Source organism: Mucilaginibacter polytrichastri, from assembly GCF_001911425.1.
Taxonomy (GTDB): domain Bacteria; phylum Bacteroidota; class Bacteroidia; order Sphingobacteriales; family Sphingobacteriaceae; genus Mucilaginibacter; species Mucilaginibacter polytrichastri.
Genome location: NZ_MPPL01000001.1, coordinates 3,573,795 through 3,594,170 on the forward strand (window position 1 = coordinate 3,573,795; position 20,376 = coordinate 3,594,170).

At 43.1% G+C, this 20,376-nt stretch carries 14 protein-coding genes; 6 read left to right on the forward strand and 8 right to left on the reverse strand.

Going from position 1 to position 20,376, the window contains the following annotated elements; genetic code table 11:
* Positions 1-28: 28 nt before the first annotated feature.
* The gene (locus RG47T_RS15115) at positions 29-682 is read left to right on the forward strand and encodes a PH domain-containing protein (RefSeq protein ID WP_074490248.1); all 654 of its coding nucleotides are present in this window, start codon (positions 29-31) and stop codon (positions 680-682) included.
* 71 nt (positions 683-753) lie between these two features.
* Here RG47T_RS15115 and tyrS read toward each other — a convergent pair whose 3' ends face one another.
* Both tyrS and RG47T_RS15125 read right to left on the reverse strand, forming a co-directional pair.
* Complete coding sequence (gene tyrS, locus RG47T_RS15120; RefSeq protein WP_074490249.1) at positions 754-2,037, reverse strand: tyrosine--tRNA ligase; 1,284 nt, start codon at positions 2,035-2,037, stop codon at positions 754-756.
* A 256-nt stretch (positions 2,038-2,293) separates the two neighbouring features.
* The gene (locus tag RG47T_RS15125) at positions 2,294-2,530 is read right to left on the reverse strand and encodes a hypothetical protein (RefSeq protein WP_074490250.1); all 237 of its coding nucleotides are present in this window, start codon (positions 2,528-2,530) and stop codon (positions 2,294-2,296) included.
* 417 nt (positions 2,531-2,947) lie between these two features.
* Here RG47T_RS15125 and RG47T_RS15130 point away from each other — a divergent pair, with 417 nt between their 5' ends.
* Positions 2,948-3,625 (forward strand): hypothetical protein, encoded by a 678-nt coding sequence (locus RG47T_RS15130; RefSeq protein ID WP_074490251.1) that lies wholly within the window; start codon positions 2,948-2,950, stop codon positions 3,623-3,625.
* Between the two features lie 6 nt (positions 3,626-3,631).
* On the opposite strand, the gene RG47T_RS15135 is transcribed toward RG47T_RS15130, so the two are convergent.
* Complete coding sequence (locus RG47T_RS15135; protein ID WP_074490252.1) at positions 3,632-4,888, reverse strand: MFS transporter; 1,257 nt, start codon at positions 4,886-4,888, stop codon at positions 3,632-3,634.
* 258 nt (positions 4,889-5,146) lie between these two features.
* Between RG47T_RS15135 and rpsA the strand changes: the two genes are divergently transcribed.
* The 4 genes from rpsA to RG47T_RS15155 all read left to right on the forward strand — a co-directional run bounded on the left by rpsA (position 5,147) and on the right by RG47T_RS15155 (position 9,899).
* Entirely contained in the window at positions 5,147-7,129 is a 1,983-nt protein-coding gene (gene rpsA / locus RG47T_RS15140; RefSeq protein ID WP_074490253.1) for a 30S ribosomal protein S1, read from the forward strand.
* Between the two features lie 190 nt (positions 7,130-7,319).
* Positions 7,320-8,027 (forward strand): endonuclease III domain-containing protein, encoded by a 708-nt coding sequence (locus RG47T_RS15145; protein ID WP_074490254.1) that lies wholly within the window; start codon positions 7,320-7,322, stop codon positions 8,025-8,027.
* A gap of 200 nt (positions 8,028-8,227) precedes the next feature.
* Positions 8,228-8,767: a bifunctional pyr operon transcriptional regulator/uracil phosphoribosyltransferase PyrR gene (gene pyrR, locus RG47T_RS15150; protein WP_074490255.1), complete on the forward strand. Its 540-nt coding sequence runs from the start codon at positions 8,228-8,230 to the stop codon at positions 8,765-8,767.
* A gap of 205 nt (positions 8,768-8,972) precedes the next feature.
* On the forward strand, positions 8,973-9,899 hold the full coding sequence (locus tag RG47T_RS15155; RefSeq protein WP_074490256.1) for an aspartate carbamoyltransferase catalytic subunit: 927 nt from the start codon (positions 8,973-8,975) through the stop codon (positions 9,897-9,899).
* Between the two features lie 92 nt (positions 9,900-9,991).
* Here the strand turns inward: RG47T_RS15155 and RG47T_RS15160 are convergent, their stop codons facing one another.
* The 5 genes from RG47T_RS15160 to RG47T_RS15180 form a co-directional block, all read right to left on the reverse strand.
* Positions 9,992-11,179 carry an efflux RND transporter periplasmic adaptor subunit gene (locus RG47T_RS15160; RefSeq protein WP_074490257.1) on the reverse strand — a complete coding sequence of 396 codons (1,188 nt, stop codon included), beginning with the start codon at positions 11,177-11,179 and terminating at the stop codon, positions 9,992-9,994.
* A 42-nt stretch (positions 11,180-11,221) separates the two neighbouring features.
* A complete protein-coding gene (locus RG47T_RS15165) occupies positions 11,222-14,488 on the reverse strand; it encodes an efflux RND transporter permease subunit (protein WP_074490258.1) in 3,267 nt (1,088 codons plus the stop codon).
* A gap of 7 nt (positions 14,489-14,495) precedes the next feature.
* On the reverse strand, positions 14,496-15,902 hold the full coding sequence (locus RG47T_RS15170) for a TolC family protein (RefSeq protein ID WP_171972539.1): 1,407 nt from the start codon (positions 15,900-15,902) through the stop codon (positions 14,496-14,498).
* Positions 15,903-16,093: 191 nt separating this feature from the next.
* A complete protein-coding gene (locus RG47T_RS15175; protein WP_074490259.1) occupies positions 16,094-17,383 on the reverse strand; it encodes a flavin monoamine oxidase family protein in 1,290 nt (429 codons plus the stop codon).
* A 131-nt stretch (positions 17,384-17,514) separates the two neighbouring features.
* Entirely contained in the window at positions 17,515-20,313 is a 2,799-nt protein-coding gene (locus RG47T_RS15180; protein WP_074490260.1) for a glycoside hydrolase family 2 protein, read from the reverse strand.
* Positions 20,314-20,376 lie beyond the last annotated feature (63 nt).

A 20,376-nucleotide genomic window follows, 5' to 3' on the forward strand; every position in this document is an offset into this window, starting at 1 on the left:
GCCCCCGGTTTATAAAATCAAACTCAAAATGATCGACAAATTTTTAAGTGACCAGCAGGAACCTAAAGCAGTTGAAAAAGTATATTCGCGCTTAAAAGAATTATTACCCGCTGGCGAAGAAACACTATATATTGCCACCCAAAAAAAACCTTTGGTAAACATACTGCCAGATTGTATTGCGGTTACTAATAGGCGCGTGCTGTTTTTTACCCCTGCAAACCTGGGCCTGTCTATCAAGTTCCTGGATTTTACCTGGAAAGATATTGCCGACGTAAGCGTTAAAGAAGAAATTATAGGTGCAGTATTTAGTGTTACCACCACCAAAGGCGCCGAAATGGGTGTAGATTATTTACCTAAAGTACAAGCCCGCAAGCTATACCAGTTTTCGCAGCAATGCCGCGAAGAAGAACGCAAGCGTGTAGAAAGGCAAGAAGGCCACATCATCAACATACCGGCAGAACAACAACCGGTTGCACACCAGCCAGCCCCTGCGCCGGTTGCCCCGCCTGTAGCTATCCCTGCACCAGAGCCAGAACCAGTTCACATACCTGAACCGGTTGTAGCAGCTAAGCCGGATGAACTAACCGAAAAACTGAAAAAACTAAAAGTACTTTTCGATAACGGTTTGATTTCTCAGGAAGAATATAATGCCAAGAAATTAGATTTGTTAAGCGATTTTTAATCGATAGGATATAAAACAATGAAGGCCCGATCTGTTGATCGGGCCTTCATTGTTTTATATAGAAATGTTAATTATTCAGCGATGATCAAAAAGTAATTCTTCTTTCCTTTTTGGGCGATCAGGAATTTACCGTTAATCAGTTCGGCCGAAGTATAAACCTGCTCGGCAGATGCAATTTTAGTTTTGTTGATCGCAGTGCCACCAGCCTGGATCATTTTCCGGGCCTCGCCTTTTGAAGGAAATACCGCCGTTTTGGTAGCCAATAATTCTACCGCGTTAATGCCTTCGGCAAGCTCTGCCGTTGATATGGTGTAATGCGGCACACCTTCAAACAATCCTTTTAGCTCTTCATCATTCAATTCGTTTAAAAATTCGATACCAATGTTACCGAATAAAAACTCAGATGATTTAATCGCTTTTTCATAAGCTTGCTCACCATGTACCCGGATAGTAATATCTTTAGCCAAAGCCTTTTGCAAAGCACGCTGATGCGGGGCCTGCTCATGTTCTGCCTCTATGGCTAAGATCACGCCCTGCTCAAACAGGGTAAATATGCGGATATAGCTTTTAGCGTCAACATCGGTAGTATTTAACCAAAACTGGTAAAAGTTATATGGGGAGGTTTTAGCAGGGTCTAACCATACTGCGCCGCTTTCTGTTTTACCGAATTTGGTACCGTCGGCCTTTTTAATCAATTGGGTGGTTAAGGCAAAAGCCTCGCCCCCGTCCTTACGGCGGATAAATTCTGTACCTGTTACGATATTGCCCCACTGGTCGCTGCCGCCCATTTGCAGGGCACAATTTTTATGCTTCCACAAGTAGTAAAAATCATAGCCTTGTACCAATTGGTAAGTAAACTCGGTGAATGACATCCCGGTTTCTCCTTCCAGGCGTTTCTTTACCGAGTCTTTGGCCATCATATAGTTAACGGTAATATGTTTACCCACATCGCGGATAAAATCTAAGAAAGTAAAATTCTTAAACCAATCGTAATTGTTAACCATTTCGGCACTATTAGCGCCGCTTTCAAAATCTAGAAACTTAGCTAATTGCTTTTCTACGCATTCTAAATTATGCTGTAGTATATCTTCCGATAATAAATTACGTTCGGCAGATTTACCAGACGGATCACCCACCATACCTGTTGCCCCACCTACCAGCGCATAAGGCTTATGGCCCGCGCGTTGAAAGTGGATCAAAGTCATGATTTGGGTTAAGTGGCCAACATGCAATGAATCTGCAGTCGGGTCAAATCCAATATATCCTGAAGCCATGCCTTTATTCAGCATATCTTCGGTACCCGGCATAATGGTATGCAGCATGCCACGCCAGGTTAATTCTTCAACAAAGTTCATTATCGTATAAATAAGGATTGCAAAGATAGAATAATGAAGATAAATTGGGAGAGTGGTTTATTCATTATTACGATGTCTTTGCGAGTTCCAACATCTGTCGGGATGTCAACCTCGTAGCATTCGTTTTCGCACGTCATTGCGGTACGAAGCAATGCCCGACCGATTATAACTGACTTTGTTTAACGCAGATACTACTATGAATGGTTGGTACAAGTAATCATCGTTAGTCCCGCTCAATCGCCGCGGGGAAGGGCTATTACTTTTTAGCCAAAAAGTAATCAAAAGGCTCATCGGCAAAAGGCTTCTTTAGGCACATGGCCATGCCGCACAAGCGTTCAGAACAACACAGGCCGGGATCTTTCGCCCTACTGCGTTCGCTCAGGCCTTTACCCTTCTGCAAAATCTCCAATGCCTCTTTCCAGCGCACAAGGCCACCATTGTTCTGCCCTCTTTTGCCCGAAGCTGTTTGCCGGAGAAAAGAATCAGGAACCAAGAGCCAAGAATCAAGATAAAAAAGGAAAAGCAAGCCTATATTGCCGAACTAACCATTACCTTAACATAACCTTTCCTCCATGCAGCATTGGCAATGTTGCGGCAACCACCGGATTGCTAAAGCACTACACTTTCAAGCAACAGGGCCCGGCTGCGACTTTTTCTTTGGTTCGTTTCTTTCTGAGAGAAAAAGAAATGAACATCCACTGACGATCAATACCTACACCCTTTCCTAATAAAAAACGGATTGTGAAATTTTGAAGTTTAATACTCTGTTAGATTCGCGATTGCTTCGTTCATCGCAATGAAGTGCGAAGTTGAAAGGCAGAGTAGAAGCATACTTTTAACACAATCATCACACAAAACAACCATTAAAATTTCCTTATCCGCTTTAATTTGGCTATTTTGCCTATGCTGTATGAATTTTTTATCTCATTTTTATTTCGACAGGGATGCTACTAATTGCTACCATATTTTAGGCACCGTACTGCCTGACCTGTTAAAGAATGCCGATAAATCAATTATTTTGCACCCCGAAAAACTGCACCATCCGGATAGCAGGATCCAAAGTTTAATAGGCGGCTGGCAAAAACACCTGGATGTGGACCGTTATTTCCATTCCTCCGATTTTTTCAAGCATCACTCGCACCAGTTGAAGCTGGTTTTACTCCCGGCGTTGGTAGGGTCACCGGTAAAGCCGTTCTTTCTGGGGCATATTGCATCAGAACTGATACTGGATAATTTGCTGCTTACTACGCATAAAATTACTGTAGATGGCTTTTACAATCATTTAGACAGTTGCGAGCGTGGGATCATTTATGAGTTCCTGATCTTCAGCGGGATGAAAAATCCAGATGTGTTTATGAAATTTTTTGAGGGTTTTAAAAAGAGCCGCTACCTGCATACTTATATAGATACGGCACAAGTGGCTTATGCCTTAAAGCGTATCTGTATGCGCGTATGGGCTCACCCATTTACCCCAGAACAGGAAGCTAAAATGGGCGACATTATTATTGCCTACCGCCAGCTTATGGAGCCTACGTTTATGGACATCTTCGACCATATTAGCAACAGCCTTGCGGCCCAAACTAATTAATAAAACTTAGGGAATTAACTCTGACCCTGCAGGCGAAACAGCAGCTACGGCTATCTCTCGCTCTTTTGCCCGTTTAAAAAACAACCCAAACAGTATAGCAGCAATTAGCCCGGCGATACCCTGTACAAACAAAACATAACGGGCATTAAAATGATGCGCTGCCAGCCCTGCAAAAAAGCTGCCGATAGGCTGCACACCCATAAAAGCCATCACATAATAACTTATTACCCGGCCGCGCATTTGGGGCGATACCGTAGTTTGTATAAAAGTATTAGTCCCGGCAATCTGGATCATCATACCCAAACCACCAGTGGCAATAAATATGCAGGCCAGCCATAACTGCGGGCTGCAGGCAAAAGCGGCAATACTTGCACCACAAATCATGGAAGCAATAATTACGGTTTTACGCAGGTGTTCTGTCGATTTTAAGGTAGCCATGTAGATGGCCCCGCAAAGAGCACCCAGGCCAGATACACTATTAAGCCAGCTATAGGTTGATGCATTGCCATGAAAAATATCTTTAGCGAAGATGGGCAGCAGCGTACTATACGTCATGGTAAAAAAACTCACGCAGGCCATCAGTAAGATCATCAGCTTAATATTCTTTTCGTTATTGAGGTATTCATAACCGCCTTTTAAATTTTCCCAGATGCTACCCACCGCCTTGTTAACCTTCTCGGGTTCCAGCTTCATCATTAATAACGATACGATAACCGCAATAAAACTAATGGCATTTACCAAAAAGCATACGCCCATACCAACCGTTGTAAGCAATATACCCGCTACAGCCGGGCCAACCAATCGGGCCACGTTTACCATAGACGAGTTAAGGGCGATAGCATTTTGCAGATCGTTTTTATCATCAATCAGCCTGATCATGAGCGATTGCCTGGCCGGGGTATCAAAGGCATTAATAATACCCAGCACAATACTCAACCCAATAATGGCCGGTATATAATAAATATGCGATAATATTAACACCGCCATTATGGTAGCTTGTATCATGGCAGCTATCTGGGTGGTTAATAATACTTTGTAGCGGTTGTGCCTGTCTACAATAGCACCGCCGTAAGGCGAAAGCAGCATGGTAGGTATCTGGCCACAAAAGTTGACCACACCCAGCATTAAGGCCGAGTGTGTAACCGTGTAAACGAGCCAGTTAACGGCTATACGCTCCATCCAAGTACCAATGAGCGAGAGCGACTGGCCAACAAAATAAAGCCTAAAGTTGGGGTATTTTAATGAACGGAATACAGCAGACATATGAATAAAACGACAAGTATCGGTGTTTTGTGTTTATAGAAAACTAATGGAATGTAAAAATGAGCTTACACTCCGTTTGCTTATTAACATTTTTCGTCCCAGCCTGCTACAATCACTTTAGCGCAATGTTAAAGTACTATTAAATACAAAAAACTTCCTCAATATCAGCAATTAACATTAAATAAATTTTTTTGAATCAAAATTATATCCGTACTTTTGCAGTCCCAATTGACTTGGGAAAAGGAGACAATTTATTTAATGGCAAAAAAACAAGAAACAGAAAAAGAATTCAAGTCTAACGAGGCTGAACTGGAAACAGTTGCGCTTCCGCAGGAAAAAGAAAGCATTGAGTCAGAAGCTGATTCAATTTCTATTGATGAGATCAAATCTAAAGTTACCGTTATCGCAGGCGATTTTGACTGGGATGCTGATGACAAAAAATTTGGTAACTACAGCGATCAAGAACGCGAAAAATTTGAGAAAATGTACGATGGTACGTTCTCTTCAATCAATCAGGGCGAAATTATCACTGGTACAGTTGTAAACATCAATAACAAAGATGTGGTATTAAACATTGGATTTAAATCTGATGGTATGGTATCATTATCAGAATTCCGCGATACTCCGGACCTTAAAGTAGGTGATACCGTTGACGTATTTGTAGAATCACAAGAAGATGCTAACGGTCAGTTAGTATTATCACGCAAACGTGCGAAAACTCAGAAATCATGGGAGCGCATTAATGCAGCTCTTGACAATGATGAGATCATCACAGGTTTTGTAAAAAGCAGAACTAAGGGTGGTTTAATTGTTGATATAATGGGCGTTGAAGCCTTTTTACCAGGTTCACAAATCGATATCAAACCTATCAGGGATTATGATATCTATGTGGGCAAAACAATGGAATTCAAAGTTGTTAAAATCAATCACGAGTTTAAAAACGTAGTGGTATCGCACAAAGTGCTGATTGAAGACGATTTAGAAAACCAAAAAACAGAAATTGTTGCCAAACTTGAAAAAGGCCAGGTATTGGAAGGTACAGTTAAAAACATTACTGATTTCGGTGTATTCATCGACCTTGGTGGCGTTGACGGCTTACTGCACATTACTGACATTTCATGGGGCCGTATCGAGCATCCGAGAGAAGTACTTGCACTTGATCAAAAAATCAACGTGGTTGTTCTTGACTTTGATGACGAGAAAAAACGTATTGCCCTTGGTTTAAAACAATTAACACCACACCCTTGGCAAAACCTTGACGAGACTATCGTTATCGGTTCTAAGGTTAAAGGTAAAATTGTAACTGTTGCTGATTACGGCGCATTCTTAGAAATCATCCCGGGTGTTGAAGGTTTGATCCACGTGTCAGAAATGTCATGGTCTCAAAACTTACGCAACCCACAAGAATTCTTGAAAGTTGGCGACGAAGTTGAAGCACAAGTATTGACATTGGATCGTGAAGAACGTAAAATGTCATTAGGTATTAAACAATTAACGCCTGATCCATGGCAACAAGCTGCTGATCGTTATGCTGTTGGTACACAACACATCGCGACAGTTAAAAACATGACCAACTTTGGTGTGTTTGTTGAACTGGAAGACGGTATCGATGGTTTAATCCACATATCTGACCTTTCATGGTCTAAAAAAGTAAATCACCCTAACGAATTCACTAAAGTTGGTGAGAAATTAGACGTGGTTGTACTTGAACTGGATGTTGAAAACCGCAAGCTGAGCTTAGGTCACAAACAACTGGAAGAAAATCCTTGGGATACTTTTGAAACCATCTTTACTTTAGATAGCGTACACGAAGGTACTGTGTTAAAAGTAACAGATAAAGGTGCAATTGTAGCTTTACCTTACGGTGTTGAAGGCTTTGCGCCTACCAAACACTTAGTTAAAGAAAATGGTTCTCCATTGAAAGCAGAAGAAACTGCTGAATTTAAGATCATTGAATTTAATAAGGATACAAAACGTATTGTAATTTCACATGCTCGTATTTGGGAAGATCTTCGTTCAGAAGCCAGAATGCAAGATTTCGAAAACCGCAAAAAAGAAGCAAAATCTACTGTTTCTGCAGTTAAGAAAGTGAAAGAATCTGTTGAGAAATCAACCTTGGGTGATTTAAGTGTACTTGCTCAATTAAAAGAGCAAATGGAAGGTGCAGAAAGCAAAGCTGCTGCAAAAAAAGCCACTCCAGCAGCACCTAAAAAATCTGAAGAGGAAGAAGAAGCTCAATAAGCATTAAATAAATTCCCTTTTAAAGCCCTGTGCCAAAAGCACGGGGCTTTTTTTTATGAGCTATAATTTTTCTTTACGTCATGCCGAACTTGTTTCGGCACCCCACTTGCTAAGTTTACGAAATGAAATGTTTAAGACTTGTCCTGTGGGATGCCGAAACAAGTTTGGCATGACGGATGTATATTAGAGCATGCTCACCGTTATTCTAGATAAAGCAGAATTTGTATTAGAGGCACACCATAGATTGTATCTGGTTTATGGTAGCAAAATAAGGTATCTGTACAAACGTGATCCTTTGAGTGAACTAGTGGACACCATATTATCTCAACGCACTAAAAATCGTGATTCGGCACAGGCATTCACTAACCTGATTGAGCAATTCGGCACTTGGGAAAAAGTTCGTGATGCACCAGTAGAAGAAGTATTGCAAGCCATCAAACCCAGCACATGGCCAGAACAAAAAGCACCGCGCCTACAACAAATATTACGGTTAATAACGGAGCGCCGTGGCGAACTAACCTTAGACTTTTTGGCTGATATGGATGTGTATGATGCGAGACAATGGTTAGAGAAACTACCTGGTGTTGGCCCTAAATCAAGCGCGGCTACTTTATCATTCAGCAATCTGCGGGCAAGGGCTTTGCCTGTAGATTCTCATCATTTTCGTGTTGCTGTACGTTTGGGTATCATTGACGCTAAAATTGGCGAAGGCAAAGCCAATAGAGTTTTAGAGAACTTACTACCCGAAAGCTTTAGTGCGAAAGAAGTTTTCGACAATCACCAGGTAATGATGCGGCATGGGCAACAAGTGTGCTTTTATTATAAGCCCGCCTGTGCAGATTGCGTGCTGCTGGATCTCTGCCCTACAGGGCAAGAGTTAGTAAATATCCAAATCTAACCGCACGGCATGCCGAACTTGTTTCAGCAACCCACATGCTAAGTATACAGTATACTGTATACAACATAGCACACCCCACCTGCCCCGTGGGATCCCGAAATAAATTCGGGATGACGGTTTAAGATTGCATCAACCAATTTCCAAATTCCCTCCTCAACAAATCAACAAATTCATTACCTTTGCCCAAATCCACCCAAACGATGCAAAATCTTACGCTGCTCGACGGTCAGAAATTTCAGATAACCATACAGCGTTTATGTCGTCAGTTAATCGAAAATCATAATGATTTTTCTGATTCTGTTATTATTGGTATACAGCCCCGCGGCATTTACCTGGCTAAACGCATTGCAGAAGAACTTCGAAAAATACTACCCGGCAAAACCATATTACAGGGCGACCTTGACATTACCTTCTACCGCGACGACTTTCGCCGCCGTGGAGAACAACTGGTACCCAATCAAACCAAAATAGATTTTATTACTGAAGGCAAAAAAGTAATTATGATGGACGACGTGCTCTGGACCGGCCGTACCATCCGCGCCGCTATGGACGCATTACAAGCCTTTGGCCGCCCCGAAAAGGTAGAATTATTGGTATTGGTAGATCGCCGCTATTCGAGGCACCTGCCGGTAGCTGCAGATTATACAGGTATTGAGGTTGATTCTATCGCATCGCAAAAAGTAGTAGTAAGCTGGAAAGAAGCCGACAGCGAGGATAGGATTGTATTAGTGAATGAGTAATTTTTAATGTCGGATTTCGGATGTTCGATATCGGATTTCCTTGTACGACATGACAATAAATAATACTATTTGTCATTCTGAGGCACGAAGAATCCTCTTCTAATAGCACAGCGAAGAAGATTCTTCACTATCGTTCAGGATGACAAATTATAGTGAAATAATAATAAATCCGATATCGAACATCCGATATCCGAAATAAACAAACATGGCAGGACTGAGCACACGGCACCTATTAGGCATAAAAGATTTAAACGCGGCTGATATTCAGCTGATATTTGAAACTGCTGATACATTTAAATCGGTTTTAAACCGCCCTATTAAAAAAGTGCCTTCGCTGCGCGATGTAACCATCGCCAATATCTTTTTCGAAAACTCTACCCGTACCCGCTTATCTTTCGAGCTGGCCGAACGCAGATTATCTGCCGATGTGGTAAACTTTGCCGCATCTTCATCATCGGTAAGCAAGGGCGAAACCCTGATCGATACCGTGAACAACATCCTGGCCATGAAGGTTGATTTAGTGGTAATGCGCCACCCTTATGCCGGCGCTGGCGTATTTTTATCAAAGCATGTTAAAGCGCAGATTGTAAACGCTGGCGACGGCGCGCATGAACACCCAACTCAGGCTTTGCTCGATGCTTTTTCTATCCGTGAAAAATATGGTGATGTGGCAGGTAAAAAGGTAGTGATTGTGGGCGACATCCTGCACTCGCGGGTGGCACTATCCAACATACTTTGCCTTAAACAATTAGGCGCCGAAGTAATGGTTTGCGGGCCAACTACGCTAATCCCTAAGTACATCGGTTCATTGGGTGTTAAGGTAGAGCATAACTTAATTAAAGCATTAAACTGGTGCGATGTAGCCAATATGCTGCGCATCCAGTTAGAACGCCAGGACATTAAGTACTTCCCTTCACTGCGGGAGTATACCATGCTTTATGGTTTAAACAAACAAATATTAGATGGCCTTGATAAAAAGATCACGGTAATGCACCCGGGCCCTATTAACCGCGGGGTAGAGATCACCAGCGACGTAGCCGACAGCAAGCAATCTATTATATTAGACCAGGTGGAGAATGGTGTTGCCATCCGCATGGCAGTATTATATTTATTAGCTGGACAAGCATCTTAATTCAGGAGTTTTATTGGGATAAAATACTTTCAGATCAAAAAAAAGACCGGTTCAATGAGCCGGTCTTTTTTATTCATAGGTAGGTATTAATATTATTCGTCGCCGCCTTTTTCGTCGTCTTTAGTGGCTGGTTTATCCCTAAGCGGCATACCATCTCTAATCTCGTCGGTGGCTTTAGTCAGTATCTTATCGCCAACGGTCATTCCTTTTCCAAAAATTTCAATGTTTCCGCTGCCATCTTCCAGGCCGGGTTTAACATCAACCCATTTAGCGTGATGGTTTGAGTCAACCTTAACAATAAACACTTTCTCTGTCGAACGTACTACCGCTGCCTTAGGAACTATAAAACTGCTATCGCGCGACGGAAGCGGCATATTTACTTCAGCAGTCATTCCCGGTAAAAGCTTTTTGTTCTTATTATAAACATCCATCTCTAAGCGTTCAGACCGTAAACGGGCATCAAGCGCGCCAGATAAACGTACCACTTTAGCGGTAAAAGTTTCGTTAGGCAAAGAGCGAACGGTAAATGAAACTTCATCCTTATTACTTAAACCACCGGTGTAGGCCTCGGGTATAGATACAATTAAACGCATCCTGCTCTGTTGTTGCAATACCAGCACCGGCAGGGCCGACCCGGTACCACTTGGGCCAACATAAGCGCCAATGTTTACATTACGGGCGGTAATCACGCCATCAAACGGTGCACGGATAACCAAGTACTCCAGGTTGGCGCTAATTTGTTTGTAGAATGATTTGGCTGCCTCTATGTTTGCATAATCAGCATCCTTTTTTGCAGCAGCCTGGTCTACATCATTTTGGGCGATGGTACCGGGCGTTTTAGCTGTATTAACCAAACGATCATAGTTTGATTTGCTTGCCGCATAAGCCGCTGTTTGCTGCGCTATACGGGCTTTAGCTTCTGCCAATTGTGAATTAATCTCCGGTGCATCGAGGGTCATTAAAACCTGGCCGGAATGCACTTCAGAACCTACGTCAACTTTTAATTGCTTAACGTAGCTACTTACTTTGGCATAAAGATCAACCTGTTGATAGGGTGCCAGTTCGCCCGGCACCTGGATGTTAGAGGTTAGCTTACCTTTTTGTAAACTAACGGTCTCTACAACCGGGTTATCAACACCCTGCTCCTGTTGCTCGGCAGCCTGGTCTTCTTTCTCTTTTTCTTTTTTGTCACCGCAGCTGCTCAAAGTTAAGCTGCATGCTATCAAAGCCACCAAAGCTGTTGATAATTTAACCGGCATTTTTAACGCTATAGTTTTCATGTGTATTTCTTACTGATCTGTATCAGGGACTAATTCTGTTAATTATTGTAATTCTATTAAATGCTGATCGTTACCGCCTTCTGGGCTATGTTTCAATGGCACATAGAATTTGCTTTCTTTATCTTCCGGATCTAGTGATACAGAATCTGTAGTAGCGTTACCTTGTACCCATGCAAATATTAAAGGTAATATAAGCAAGGCAGCAAATGTTGATGCAAATAAACCACCTATAACCGCACGGCCCAGTGGCGATGTTTGATCACCACCTTCGCCAAGGCCGGATGCCATCGGGATCATACCCACCATCATGGCCAAACTGGTCATGAGGATTGGCCTTAAACGCAGTGCAGCAGCTTCACGGGCGGCTTTAAGTGCATTACCATTATATTTACGAATCTCTTCGGCGTTGGAGATCAATAATACCGAGTTGGAAATAGATACCCCTACGGACATAATCATACCCATATAAGACTGTAAGTTTAGTGTAGAACCGGTTATTTTAACCAACAGCAATGAACCAAATAGTACCGCCGGTACTGTAGATAACACAACCAATGCCACTTTAAAGGATTGAAAGTTGGCAGTAAGCATCAGGAATATCACAATGATAGCCACTAATAAGCCGTTTTGTAAGCTACCCAGGGTATCATCAAGCGTTTGGGTTAAACCGCGGGGTTGTACTGTTAAACCACGGGGTAATTTACCTAATGATTTAATTACCTTTTGCAAATCGTCTGAAGCGGTACCCAAATCCTTTTTGTTGAGGTTGGCGGTTACGGTAACCATTGGGATGGCACCTATATCATCGTCCTCACCATAGGTAGTACCCATTTTAATATCGGCAACATCACCTAAAACAGGGCGTTGCTGGTTGGCCATAATCGGGATTTCCTTAATAGAATTAATATCGGCCATTTGGTATTCTGGCACCTGTACCTGTACGTTGTAGCTTAAGCCAACTTTCTCATCCAGCCATACGTTTTTATCTGTAAACCTTGATGAAGATGTTGCTGCGATTAATGAGCGCGATATATCACTAAGGCTTAAGCCCAATTGTGCAGCACGAACACGATCTATGTTGATATTAATAGCCGGGTATTTTACAGCTTGCCCTAATTGTACATCGCGCATATAATCCAGCTTCTTCAGCTTCTCGAGTACTTTGTAAGCAAACTGGATATTCTGCTTTTTATTTTTGCCCAAAATGGCCACCTCAACAGGTGTAGGTGAACCCTGGCTCAAAATTTTATCTGTTAAATCGATTGGTTCGAACGAAAGCGACACGTTGGGCTGCTCTTTAGCCATACGCGCTCTAAACTTCTCTTTAAAATCGTCCAGGTTTACTTTATAGTCTTCTGCCAGGTTTACTTGTAGCACAGCCTCTTGCGGGCCGGCCATAAATAAATAGATTGGGCTTGTTGAAAACTGCGACGGGTGCTGCCCAACAAATGCAGATGTAACCTGGATATTTTTGCGGCCCACCATCGCATTTAACATGTGCAGTGTTTTAATCACAACAGCTTCTGTACGCTCTAAACGTGTGCCGTCTGGTGCGCGTAATCTCACCTGAAAGGTGCCCGAATTTACCTTAGGCAATACATCGCGCCCGGTAATACTCAGAATAAAATATGCCGCACCCAAAGCACCAACCACATAAACGATAGAGATGAGCTTACGGGTTTTTAGCATACTATCTATCAGGCCCAAATATTTAACCCTGAATTTATCGAAGCCGCCGCCCTCTTTAGCTCTTTCTTCCATTTGATGCAACTCTTCTTCTTTTTGAGCAGCGTGGTCGCCCTCGTCTTCCATGGCATAATCAGCTTTTTCATGCTTGTTGATCATAATCCAGTTGGCCATTACCGGTACAAAGGTTTGTGCCAGTAAATAAGACGTAATCATAGAGAAACCGATAGCCAATGCTAATGGTAAGAATAATGCACCTGGGATACCCGTCATGGTGAAGGCCGGTGCAAACACCGCCAGGATACAAAACAGGATCAGCAATTTAGGGAACGCAATTTCCTTACAGGCATCCCAAATGGCCAGGGCTTTGGGTTTACCCATATCAAAATGCTGGTGAATATTCTCTATCGTTACCGTGGATTCATCTACCAGTACACCAATAGCCAGCGACAACCCGCTCAGCGTCATAATGTTGATGGTTTGGTGGAATAACGAAAGGAATAAAATACCAGAGACAAGAGATGTAGGGATAGTTAAAATTACAATAAGCGCCCCTCTCTTATCGCCCAAAAACAGCAATACCATTAAACCTGTAAGTATGGCACCAATGGTACCCTCTTCGGCCAAACTTTTTACTGCGTTAATTACATATATAGATTGGTCAAACTCATAAGATAGCTTTACATCATCCGGCAATAAAGCCTGGAAACGGGGTATTGCTTTCTTCAGGTTTTGAACCACTTCCCAGGTAGATGCATCGGCAGACTTGGTGATAGGCAGGTATACAGAGCGTTTACCATTAATAAGTGCATAACTGCTGGTTATATCTGCACCATCTTCTACCGTACCAACATCGCGCAAAAACACGGTTTGGATACCATTGCGGTAAATAGGAATATTACCAAAGTCAGGGATTTTCTTAATTGAAGTGTTGGCCGGGGTTACATAGTTAAAGTCGCCTATGCGTACGTTACCGGCCGGGGTATTCTGATTATTATCGCGAATAGCGGCCACAATCTGATCGGGCGTTAAGCTATGCGAGCGTAACAGCTCCGGGTCAATCTTAACAACTACAGTACGGGTATTACCACCAAACGGCGCCGGTGATACCAACCCTGGTACCGATGTAAATGAAGAACGTACATAAATGTTGGCCATATCCAGCAACTCGTTATTGGTACGGGTTGGGCTGCTTAATACTAACTGGCCAACCGGCAAGGTAGAAGCATCGAAACGGAGAATAAAGGGTGGCTGTGTTCCCGGGGGGAAGATAGCCTGGGCCCTGTTGGTGTAAGCCGTGACCTCCGCCGCGGCTTGTGCCATATTTGTTCCCTGATAGAAAGTTAATTTAATGAGTGTTAAACCGGTAATATTACGGGTTTCGATACTTTTTACACCCGATACGTACAAAAGTAAGTTTACATATTGTTTACCAAAGTATGATTCCATCTGATCGGCAGTGTAACCACCAAACGGATGCGAAACGTAGATTACCGGAAGGTTAAGATCCGGGAAAATATCAATCTTGATATTGCGTATAGCATTTATACCAAAGAAAAACAATCCGGCCACAATAACCAACACAGTAATTGGTCTTTGTAGTGCGCCTTTTATCATTCCCATCTTTATATTATTGTAAGTTGTTTATAAATATTCCAAAATCACCTGCTGCTGCAGCTTTTAACAGTACCGCCTGCCAAACGTTGTTGTAAGCAATATCACGGTCTATCTGCGCACGGTTTAAATTAAACAGCGCTGTTGTAAAATCAACAATGCTCGATAAGCCGTTGCGATAAAGTGTGCCCTTTTGCACATAAGCATCATTAGCGGCTTTTACCTCTATCGGTGCTTCGCGATAATTCTTTAATGAATTACCGATGCGTATCTCTGCAAGTGCCTGTTGTGCTACCAATTGCTGGGTTATCAGGTCGTAATCGTCCTTATATTGCATCGAGGTATATTTTTGCGATTTAACCTGGTAATGCACCCTGAACAAACTGGTGAAGTTCCAGTTTACACCTATGCCCAACAGGTAATTATAGCGGGTAGGATCTACACCCGAACCATAATTATCATTGTAGTCATTAGGCGCGGTAGCGGTTACGCCCGGCGAAAAGCCCGACCCCCTGCCCTGGAAAGTACCAAAGAAGCTAAACGTTGGCATGGCAAGTTTACTTAAATACTTAGCCTGGTTATCGCTTACGTTAACGCGGCTTTGGTAGTACTGCAATAACGGGTGGTTTTGCAATGATACGGTAGATGCAGCATCTGTGTTTGGAGGTACGCCTGTTACAAAAACACTATCAAGTGCAAATTGCCGCGGCGTAACACCAAGGTATTGTACCAGCTGGCTATTACGATCCTGGGCGGTTTGCTGTGCGTTGGTTAATGCAATACGGGCGTTAGAAACCTCTGAGTTAGCCAAAGATGAATCTACCCCGGCATTTAAGCCGTTGGTTACACGGGCAACTACAACACGGCGCAGTTCGAGCGCGCGGTTTAAGTTATCTTGCTGTGATTTTACAATGCGTTGCGCAGCCAGCAGATCTAAATAAGCCGCAGCGATACGTACCTTGTGTTGAAATAATTCCTGGTTAAGATCATTCTGATCTCTTGCCACAATTTTCTTTTGCACGTTCACCTTTTCAACGGCGCGGCCAAAAGCAAAAAAGTCCCAATCAACATTGGTAAGATACAGGGCGCCAAAGGCAGCATTCCAATTTTGGGATGCCAATGCCGGGCCCGATGAAGCCACATTACCTCCCCGGTAACCATACAACGGACCATTAGTACCGTTAATGGTACCATAATCCTGCTGGCCGGAGAAGTTTAAATTGGGAAGATACTCGGTACGGGTTTCTGACAGATAAGCCTTTGAAGCATTCAGCTGGTTAGCTTTTGCTTTAACTGCAGGATAGTTTTGTAATCCTAAGCTTACTGCCTCTTTCATACTCAGCGTTTGCTGAGCATATCCATTTACCGTATAAAAACTAATAAAAATCGACGTGATGCCGTAGAAAGCAATTTTATTAAACATGGGGTAACGTGTATGAGATAGGGCAAATTTAAACGTTAAAACCATCTCTTTTTGTAATAAACCTGTTTCTTTGATATTTTTTTTACAATATTAGTGTCAGAATCTATCATAAAAAATCATAATTTCAGTTTCACGTACTTTTAAGTCAGTAAATTTATGACGTTTAGATAATTTATATCATATCAGTTAAATCATTGCAAATCAGTTAATATACTTTTTGAAGCATTTTTACCACTGGTAAGCGCCGCTTCTACAGTACCCATTGATGGCCCTTGGTACAAATATTCGCCTGCAAAGTATAAAGTGTGCTGTACGGGGAGGTTTAGTACAGCACGCGCTGCTTCAGACGTAACAGTATCGTAAGCATAAGAACCACGGGAATATAAGTCTGCCGTCCAGTTCACAACATAATGGGCAATAAGCTTATGTTTCAGATCTGCTATACTAATGCCATAAATATTGGATAATGAGGTGAGAGCCATTTCAAATAGTTCTTCTTCGGTTGCATGTTCCAATTCCCTGGCAGGCCCACCACCCAGCCAGCCTGTAAGTAAAGGCTCGTGCCCGGGTGCTTGTGTCCACCAGGTAGGTATCTTTTCATCAGAAAAAAGGAAACCCATATCAGTCATATCCTGCCCGCCGGCCTGCTGCCAGAATACCTCATCAAACCTCAACAGTATTTTAATAATTGCTCCAAAACCTATTTGCTGCAAGGCGTCATGATGTATAGTTATTTCAGGCTGAAAGATAATCCGTTCCTGATTGTCTGCCGGTAATTGCAAAACACCCAATGATAAAGCAATTAATACCTTATCGGCCTCATAGGTATCTCCGTAAAGGGTAATTACTTTTACAGGGTTACCAGTCCATTCTACAGCCTTAACCGGCGAGTTAAGGTGGATGTTACCTCCACTAGCTTTAATCTCATCAACCAAGTAATTAATTATGCGGCAATAGCCGCCATCAACCCGGTGCTGTGCGCTATAGTCTTCGTTCTGCCATTCTTCGCGCAGGGCAAATGTACTGGCATTGCCGGGGTCGGCAGTATCATAACCCGCAACAAACCCTAATACAGATTTTTTGAGGGGCTGATATTTTTCATCCGGAAAATACTCCTCCAAAAAGCTACTGATGCTGGTATCATGCTTCAGCTTTTTAAGATTGTCCATTAATTTATCCCAGCCTTCTACCTGCTCATCTTCGGCAAAGAATCTGCCATCTTTGTAGTGCCACATTTCGCCGCCCGCATGCTTGTAGCCAATCCCGGCTTCATCAAGTAAGGCAAGTGTTACCGGCAAATCTCCATGTACAAATTCGGCTCCAAGTTCAATACTAGAAAAAGCAGCATCGGTAATGGTATGGATACGCCCGCCGGTACGGTTACGCGCCTCGAGCACAGTTACGCTTTTACCCGCCCTGGCCAATAAACAGGCAGCCATTAAGCCAGCGGCACCAGCACCTATAACTATAATATTCTCCATATTTTCATAATCAAGAGTCAAAAACCAAGAGACAAGATAATAAATCCGAAATCGGAAATACCGTACAATAAAAAAGCCGCCTCAAAAGTTTTGAGACGGCCGGATTTAGAGTGATTGATTGAGTTTCTTTATTATTTGCTTGCCAATGGCGCGCTTAATGTTTGCTTATCAATGTTCCAACCTTCTATTAAAATGGTTGGTGTGGTTGTACCTAATTTGGCAACCGGCGCACTTACCGTTACGGTAATGCTCTCATGCGGGGCCAGTGTAAAGTAATTGGCAGACCAGTAACTTGGCATTACCTCTTCACCGTTCTTCATGAGTTGCGGGCGAACGAAGAAAGCGATTTGCGACGTATTGTTGCTTAATTGCACCGTCCACTTGTTTTCGCTTACACCTTTGGTGCCTTTTAATACTTTGGCTACTACCTGGGTACGCTTCATTTTATTGAAAGCTGTAAAATCGTTTCCAGGGGCCATCCAGTATACGTTATGCGATACTACTTTGCCTGCGGCGTTCTTTAAATTCAGCACCACAAAGCTTACACCTTTAATACCTGCAAGGGTTTCTTTTAATTTGATGGTTGATTGCACACCCTCTTGCGCCAAACCTAAATTATCCAGGTGGATTGATTTCAGCAGTTTGGTATCGGTAGTATAAATAGCAGCATCGGCACTTAACCTGCCTGTTGCATGGTGGTTACGGTTTATGATAGCCACTGTTGAATCATTTTGATTAAACTGTATATGTAATGGCTCTATCGCATTTTGCATAGCATAGTAACCTGCATTAGGCTCCAGGTACCAGTCATAGATCTGCCAGATAACACTTGGAAAAGCTGCATTCAGTTTCCAAAGCATTACACCACCAGTTTGGGTTAGCTTAGAACCTGCGGCTTCAAATATACCCTGGTAACCCACGGCATTCATCATCTGCATTTTATCCGAAAACTCTACGATATCGGTTGGCTGGCCGTAACTTTTGGCCATTATCTTGTAATACTCGTCATACTTGCCTGCGCCTGTTGCCGCATCATGGTATCCCCAGCTGTTGTTGAGCGGGAATGGCAGGCTTTTGTCCCAGCTTAGGTTGGTAATAATTTTCGGCAATGTGGTATATGGCGGCTGCGACGGGATACCTGTTTCATCCTTAAATACCCAGTCGTGCTGCAGGTCTGCCAGTTTATAATATTCTTTAGGGTCTTTCCAATCATAAGGGCCACCGCTGTAAACACCGGCATCCAGGTTATCGGGCCATGATTTTTTCCAGTCGGCAGGTAAATGCGCATGGCCGGATGAGCATGGGATAAACGGACGGGTACCATCCAGGTTAATTACGTTGTTACGCATGGCATCATAAAGATCCTTACGGGCATGGCCTTCGTTACCACCAGTCCAAACTAATAAGCTTGGGTGGTTACGCACCCGCAGTATGGTACTGATCACATTTTTTACAAAAACACCACCCTCCAACGGATAATCTTGCGAACCTTTAAATTCGCCTTGAGTATCGCCGGTGATCCAGAAATCAGACCATACCAACTGACCATATTTATCGGCAGCATTCCAAAAGGCATCGCCCGGAGTAGGCCCGCCACCCCAAATCCTTACCAGGTTTACGTTGGCGTTACGGCACAGGTGCATCTCATAATCATAACGGGCCGAGTCGCGGTTAAGCATCATATCAGGCACCCATGCGCCACCATTCAGGTGTATACGCTGGCCGTTCACATAAAACTCGCGGCGCACATAGTTATTAACCGTTGTTGCCTTTGAGCCCACCGTACGGATACCGAATAAAAAGGTGGTATCATCCATCATGCCTTTTTCGTCGGCATATTGTAAACGGATACGGTATAAGTTAGGCTTACCGTAACCATTAGGCCACCATAAATGCGGCTGACTAACCATCAGCTGGCTGATCTTATCGGCATTCAGGGCCACATCGGTATTGGCATTAGCGTTAACCTTAATAGCTTGCGAAAACTGCACAGCAGCACCGGTAAAGTTTTCGGGCTTAATGCTTACAATTAGTTTACCGTTGGTTGATGCACCAGTGTGGTTATCTAAAGTAAGATTTAAGGATATTTTGGCTACGCTGGTATCGGGTAGTTTAGGCAGGTCGGTCACCAATTTAGGGTGGCTGATGGTTACACCACCTGTGGTACGCAAAAATACCGGCTGCCAGATACCCATGTTACGATCGCGCACAGGCGGAATCCAGTCCCAGCCTGTAGAACATAACATGGTTACGTTTTTACCGATATCGCCGGTTGGACCACCGTTCAGGTAAAACGGACCCATGGCTTCCAATTGCTCTTTATCCGGTAAGCCGGGATAATCAAGCGGGTATATTTTAACGGCAAGTACGTTATCGCCACCTGCGTTAACGTGTTTACTAATGTCGAGGCTGTATTCGGCAAACATCCCGGCCATTTGGGTCGAGTCGGCAATTTGTTTACCATTAACCCAAACCGCAGCGCGGTAGTTAATACCTTTAAATATCAATTGAAAAGTACGGCCCTTGTCGGCAGCGGCCACTTTAAATGTGGTACGGTACCAATAAGGCTTTTTCCAGGGGTTTTCGCCTGCTATGTGGCTGTATTGCGCCAGATTGTATTGCTTGTTAAACTCATCCGAAGCATCGGGGATCAGCATATTGTTTAAGCCCAGGTACGGATCGGGATAAATTTTGTTGGCCACCAAACCCGTAAGTACTGTTGACGGCACCTTAACCGGCAACCAGTAAACACTCGAATGGTATTTTGGATTAGAGATCTCTGTACCCGACTCACCAATAAGCGATGACGACTGTAATTGAAAATTAGTTAATTTAACCTGCTTAACAGCGCCGCTTTGTGCCCATAAAGTAAAAGGCAGCAGGCAACAGGTAATAAGGCTTCCTATTGTAGAAAGAATTAGTTTCTTCATTGAATATCTATTTATAACAAAACTACATAACATCAATCGTTTGCCGTTGTATTGATTTACCCT